Source organism: Micromonospora sp. HK10 (assembly GCF_000982955.1).
Classification (GTDB): Bacteria; Actinomycetota; Actinomycetes; order Mycobacteriales; family Micromonosporaceae; genus Micromonospora.
In genome coordinates this window covers 1-5,750 of sequence record NZ_KQ058843.1, presented here as the reverse complement: position 1 = coordinate 5,750, position 5,750 = coordinate 1, and the positions used below count along the sequence as shown (strand labels likewise).

Annotated in this window: 1 protein-coding gene; it reads left to right on the top strand. The window is 75.5% G+C overall.

Annotation, left to right across the window (positions count from 1 at the left end):
- On the top strand, window positions 1-5,750 hold a 5,750-nt coding region (locus LQ51_RS20085), incomplete at both ends, for a type I polyketide synthase (RefSeq protein ID WP_156313169.1).

Below are 5,750 nucleotides of genomic sequence, written 5' to 3'. Positions count from 1 at the left end.
CCCGCCGACCAGGTCACCGAACTCCTCACCCGGCTGACCGGCGACGCTGCGACGCCCGACAACCCCAGCCACCCCGCCAACAACACCAACACCGACGGCGACCCCGAGGCCGACGCCGACGCCCAGACCCACACCGACGTCGACGCCCATGCGCACGGGACCAACGCCAGCACCAACGGCCCTGGCACCCCCCGGGCGTACATCGCCACCGTCAACGGGCCGAACGCCACCGTCATCGCCGGCGACCCCGAGGCAGTCGCCACGGTCGTGGCCCACTGCAAGGACCGCGACATCCCCGCCCGCATCCTCCCCGTCGGCTACGCCTCCCACACCCCGCACGTCGAAGCGTTGCGCGAGGAGATCCGGACCGCCCTGCACGGCGTCCAGCCGGTTGCGACCGACGTCGCGTTCTACTCCACGTTCACCGGCGACAGCATCGACCCAGCAGAGCTGACCGCCGACTACTGGTACGACAACCTCCGCCACCCGGTGCAGTTCCAGACCGCCACCGAAGCCCTGCTCCGCGACGGGTACGCCACCTTCATCGAGGTCAGCCCGCACCCCGTCCTCATCCAGCCGATCGAGGACACCGCCGAGCAGCACGAGATCGTCGCCCTGGCCAGCATGCGCCGGGACAGCACCGACCAGCTCGTCACCGCCCTGGCCGCCGCACACAGCCACGGCCTCCCGGTCGACTGGACGCCGCTGCTGCCCGTGGCGACCCCGCCGGTGCCGTTGCCCACGTACGCCTTCCAGCACCAGCGCTACTGGCTGGCCACCCCGGGCACGCTGAGCGAGCCGGCGGACCTCGGCCTCGGCGGCGCGGACCACCCGCTGCTGGCCGCCGCCATCGACCTGCCCGACCAGCAGGGTCACCTGTTCACGGGCCGGCTCACCACCACCAGTCAGCCGTGGGTCGCCGACCACACCGTCACCGGCACCGTCCTGCTGCCCGGCACCGCGTTCGTCGAGCTGGCCCTGCACGCCGGCCACCACACCGGACACCCCTACCTGGACGAGCTGACCATCGAGGCGCCGCTGACCCTGGCCGGCACCGGAGCGGTCCAGGTCCAGGTCGAGGTCGGCGCCCCCGACGGCTCCGACCACCGCCCGGTCACCATCCGCTCCCGGGCCGGGCAGGACGGCGAGTGGCTGCGGCACGCCACCGGCACGCTGGCCGCCACGGCACCACCGCCGGCCGGCGACCTGACCTCCTGGCCGCCCACCGGCGCCACCCCGGTCGACCTCGACGGGTTCTACCCCGACCTGGCCGCCACCGGCCTCGGCTACGGGCCGGCCTTCCAGGGCCTGCACCGCGCCTGGCGCGGCGACCGGGACCTCTGGGCCGAGGTTCGACTGCCCGACGAGGTGGACCAGACCGGGTACGGCGTCCACCCCGCCCTGCTCGACGCCGCCCTCCACGTGATCACCCTGGCCGCCGGTGCGGAGACGGTCCGGCTTCCGTTCGCCTGGTCGGCCGTGAGCCTGCACGCCACCGGGGCCCGGGCCCTGCGGGTCCGCCTCACCGTCGACGGCACGGACACCGTCACGGTCACCGCCGCCGACCCGACCGGCGCGCCCGTGGCCACCATCGGCGCCCTCACCGTACGGCCGCTGCCGGCCGGTCAGCTGCCGGTCGCCACCGGCGGTGACCCGCTGTACCGGCTCGACTGGACGCCGGCGCCGGTGGGCGCTCCGACGGAGCTGCCGGACCCGGTCGACGCCGCCGGGCTGGCCGGCCTGCTGGCCGGCGACGTGCCCGTGCCGCCGCTGGTCGTGCTCGCGGTGCCCGCCGCCACCGGCGACGTGGTGGCCGCCACTCACCGGCAGGCCGAGCAGGTCACCCGCCTGGTGCAGGACTGGCTCGCCGACGAGCGGTGCGCCGCGAGCCGCCTGGTCGTGCTGACCGGGGACGCGGTCGGCACCGACCCGGCGGAGAACGTCACCGACCTCCCGGCGGCCGCGCTGTGGGGCCTGCTGCGCTGCGCCCAGTCCGAGCACCCGGACCGGTTCACCCTGGTGGACTCCGACGGCACCGCGGACACCGTGGCCGCGCTGGGTGCGGCGGTCGCGACCGGTGAGCCGCAGCTCGCGGTACGCGCCGGCCGGGTGCTGGTGCCCCGGCTGGCCCGGGCCGGGCAGCCAGACCCGGACGCGCGGCGGCCACTCGACCCGGACGGCACGGTGCTGATCACCGGCGGCACCGGCACCCTCGGCGCCCTGCTCGCCACCCACCTCGCCACCACCGGCCGCGCCCGACACCTCCTGCTCGTCAGCCGCCGCGGCCCCGACGCACCCGGCGCCACCGACCTCGTCGGCCGGCTCACCGCCCTCGGCGCCACCACCACCGTCTCCGCCTGCGACACCGCCGACCCCGACGCCGTCGCCACCCTCATCGCCGGCATCCCCGACGCACACCCCCTCACCGCCGTCTTCCACACCGCCGGCGTGCTGGACGACGCCGCCGTACACACCCTCACCGCCGAACAGATCCACACCGTGCTACGCCCCAAGGTCGACGCCGCCTGGCACCTGCACCAGGCCACCCTCGACCTCGACCTGGCCGCGTTCGTGCTCTACTCCTCCGCGGCGGGCGTGCTCGGCAGTGCCGGGCAGGCCAACTACGCCGCCGGCAACACGTTCCTCGACGCCCTCGCCCAGCACCGGGTCGCGTACGGGCTGGCCGGCACCTCGATCGCCTGGGGCTTCTGGGCCGAGGCCAGCGGCATGACCGGGCACCTGGACGCGGGTGAGCGGGCCCGGATGGTCCGGGACGGGGTGCTGCCGCTGGAGACCGCGCCCGCCCTGCGGATGCTGGACGCCGCGCTCGCCGGGAACGACCCGACCCCGGTGCCGGTGCTGCTCGACCTCGCCGGGCTGCGCCGGGCGGAGACCGTACCGGCCGTGCTGCGCGGGCTGGTCCGCACCGTGGCGGCCCGGCGCACCGCGGCCGACGCGGCCGTGCACACCGGCCTCGCCGGCCGGCTCGCCGGGCTCGGCGACGGCGAACGGCAGCGGCTGCTGCTGGACCTGGTCCGCAGCCAGGTGGCGGGGGTGCTCGGGCACGGCAGCCCGGAGCTGATCGAGCCGCAGCGGGCCTTCAAGGACCTGGGCTTCGACTCGCTCACCGCCGTGGAGCTGCGCAACCGGCTGAACACGGCGACCGGGCTGCGGCTGCCGGCCACCCTGGTCTTCGACCACCCGACCGCGCAGGCGCTCGCCACGTACGTGCGCGGCCGGCTCGTGCCGGAGGACGCGGTGACCGCGACCCGGCCGGCCCCGGTGGCCGAGGGGCCGCTGGACGAGCCGATCGCCATCGTCGGGATGGCGTGCCGCTACCCGGGCGGGGTCGACTCGCCGGAGGCGCTGTGGCGGCTGGTCGCCGACGGCGTCGACGCGATCGGCGACTTCCCCACCGGCCGGGGCTGGGACCTCGCCGGCCTGTACCACCCGGACCCGGACCACCCGGGCACCGCGTACACCCGGCACGGCGGTTTCCTGCACGACGCGGACGAGTTCGACGCCGACTTCTTCGGGATCAGCCCCCGCGAGGCGGCCGCCACCGACCCGCAGCAGCGGCTGCTGTTGGAGACCGCCTGGGAGGCCCTGGAGCGGGCCGGCATCGACCCGCAGGGCCTGCGCTCCAGCCTCACCGGTGTGTTCACCGGCGTGATGTACAACGACTACGCCAGCCGCCTGCAGCACCAGGTGCCCGCCGGCTACGAGGGCTACCTCGGCAACGGCAGCGCCGGCAGCGTGGCGTCCGGGCGGCTCGCGTACACCCTGGGGTTGGAGGGGCCGGCGCTGACCGTCGACACCGCCTGCTCGTCGTCGCTGGTCGCCACCCACCTGGCGATGCAGGCGCTGCGCAAGGGCGAGTGCACCCTGGCGCTGGCCGGCGGCGTCACGGTGATGGCCACCCCGACCACGTTCATCGAGTTCAGCCGGCAGCGCGGGCTGGCGCCGAACGGCCGCTGCAAGTCCTTCGCGGCCACCGCCGACGGCACCGGCTGGGGCGAGGGTGTCGGCCTGCTGGTGCTGGAACGCCTCTCCGACGCCCGTCGGCACGGCCACCGGGTGCTCGCGGTGATCCGCGGTTCGGCGGTCAACCAGGACGGCGCCAGCAACGGCCTCACCGCGCCGAACGGGCCGGCCCAGGAACGCCTCATCCACCAGGCGCTCGCGGCGGCCGGCCTGCACCCGGCCGACGTGGACGCCGTGGAGGCGCACGGCACCGGCACCGTGCTCGGTGACCCGATCGAGGCGCAGGCCCTGCTGGCCACGTACGGCCAGGACCGCGACGAGCCGCTCTGGCTCGGGTCGATCAAGTCGAACATCGGGCACACCCAGGCCGCCGCCGGCGTCGCCGGCATCATCAAAATGGTCCAGGCGCTCCGGCACGGCACGCTGCCCCGGACGCTGCACGTGGACGCGCCCAGCCCGCACGTGGACTGGACCGCCGGCGCGGTGGCCCTGCTGACCGAGGCGCGGCCCTGGCCGGAGCACGGCCGGCCGCGCCGCGCGGGCGTCTCCTCGTTCGGGGTCAGCGGCACGAACGCGCACGTCATCCTCGAGCAGGCGCCGGAGGCGCCGGCCGCGCCGGCCGGTGAGCCCGTGGTGGCGCTGCCGTGGCTGCTGTCGGCGAAGGCCCCGGCCGCGTTGCGCGCCCAGGCGGCCGGCCTGGCCGAGCTGGTCGACGCGCGGCCCGACGTGTCCTCGGGGACGCTGGCGGCGGCGCTGGCCACGTCCCGGGCGGTGTTCGCGCACCGGGCCGCCGTGCTGCCCGGCCCGGACCCGGCCGAGGCGCTGCGGGCCCTCGCCGAGGACCGCCCGCACCCCGCCCTGCTCCAGCACACCGCCACCCACAACGGCCGGACCGTGTTCGTCTTCCCCGGCCAGGGCGGACAGTGGCTCGGCATGGGCCGCGAACTGGCCGAGCAGAGCCCGGTCTTCGCCGCGCACCTCGACGCCTGCGCGACCGCGCTGCGGCCCTACGTCGACTGGGACCTGCACACCGTCCTACACGACGACGACCCCGACTGGCTCACCCGCGTCGACGTGGTGCAACCGGTGTTGTTCGCCGTGATGACCGGCCTGGCCGCGGTGTGGCGGCACCACGGCATCACCCCGGACGCCGTCATCGGCCACTCCCAGGGCGAGATCGCCGCCGCCCACGCCGCCGGCGCACTGTCCCTTGAGGACGCCGCCAAGGTGGTCGCACTGCGGGCCAAGGCCCTGCGGGCGCTGATCGGGCACGGCGACATGGCCTCCCTCGCCCTGCCCGCCGACCAGGTCACCGAACTCCTCACCCGGCTGACCGCCGACCCCGCAACGCCCGACAACACCCGCCACCCCGCCAACAACACCAACACCGACGGCGACCCCGAGGCCGACGCCCAGGCAAACGCCGACACCCACGGAACCAACGCCGGCACCAACCGCGACGCCACCCCCCGGGCCTACATCGCCACCATCAACGGACCCAACGCCACCGTCATCGCCGGCGACCCCGACGCCATCGCCGCCGTCGTCGCCCACTGCAAGGAGCGCGACATCCCCGCCCGGGTACTCCCGGTCGGCTACGCCTCCCACACCCCCCACGTCGAAGCGTTGCGCGACGAGGTCCACACCGCCCTCGACGGCGTACAACCCACCACGACGGATGTCGCGTTCTACTCCACCTACACCGGCGACCGCATCGACACCGACACGCTCACCGCCGACTACTGGTACGACAACCTCCGCCACCC